We start from the raw sequence: 1,221 nt of genomic DNA, 5'->3' as shown, positions 1-1,221 counted from the left end.
TATCTTCCTCCTGTTACCCCTTATTGTCTTTGTATTAGGAGATCCCATGACTCAAGCCAGAAAATTAAAAAGAATTAAAAAGGACATCCAAAAATTAAAAAAAATTAAAAAGAAAATTAAAAAGGACATCCATATATTAAAAAATAAAAAGAAAAATAAAAAGGACATCCATATATTTTGTAAATTAAAAAGTAAATTAAAAAGGACATCCATATATTTGACCAATCGACTGAATGAACTATCTTCCTCCTGTTACCCATTATTGTCTTTGTAGTAGGAGATCCCATGACTCAAGCCCGCAGCAGCCTGATTGATTCAGGTTCGACTCCGTATTATCACTGTATGTCTCGGTGTGTTCGCAGGGCTTATTTGTGTGGTGAAGATCATCAGACCGGGAGGAATTTTGAGCATCGCAGGCAGTGGGTGGTCGATCGTATACAGGTATTAGTCTCCATTTTTGCCATAGAAGTATGTGCTTATGCTGTGATGTCAAATCATTATCATCTGGTACTACATATTAACACCAGTGAGGTTGAGAGCTGGAATCGAGATGAAATACTTCGGCGATGGACTGCCCTTTTCACTGGACCTTTATTGATCCAACGCTATATGAGCAACGACACTCTCAGTCGCTCAGAACTCAGCCGCATTGATGAATATGTGGCAGAGTATCGTAGCCGTTTGAAGAATATCAGCTGGTTTATGCGATGTTTGAACGAGTATCTAGCCCGTGAAGCCAACAAGGAAGATGGTTGTAAAGGTCGATTCTGGGAAGGGCGTTTTAAGAGTCAGGCGTTACTGGATGAGTCGGCTTTGCTGACCTGCATGGCATATGTTGACCTGAATCCTGTCCGGGCAAAACTGGCATCCACATCGGAACAATCGGACTATACCTCTATCCAGAAACGTATCGAAAAAGCTACTGAAGCGACAGATTGCAACCAGCCGTTCATGTTGAAGCCTTTTCAGAGTCAGGGGCAAAATACGAATAAAGCATTGCCTTATATTCTTCATGATTACCTGGAGCTAGTGGACTGGAGTGGAAGAGCATTGAGAACGGATAAGAAAGGTTCTATACCAGAAAGCTCACCTCCTATCCTGACAAGACTTGAAATCGATGCTGACGAATGGCTAAAAACCATGAGTTGGAACAATCGATTCTATCGCGCAGCTGGAAGACTCAAGGCCATGAAGGCATATGCAATCAGTGCAGGTCAACAA

2 protein-coding genes are annotated in these 1,221 nt (G+C 41.6%); both read left to right on the top strand.

Annotated elements, in window-relative coordinates; translation table 11 throughout:
- Positions 1-274, top strand: a 274-nt coding sequence (locus KDK16_RS07840) for a hypothetical protein (protein WP_257275457.1), incomplete at its 5' end; no start/stop codon positions are given.
- A gap of 11 nt (positions 275-285) precedes the next feature.
- Positions 286-1,221: transposase (locus KDK16_RS07835; RefSeq protein ID WP_257275456.1), on the top strand; the 936-nt coding region annotated here is incomplete at its 3' end.

This window comes from Endozoicomonas sp. SESOKO4 (assembly GCF_024606275.1).
Note: the sequence above shows the minus strand (reverse complement) of the source record. Positions and strands in the feature narration are given on the sequence as shown.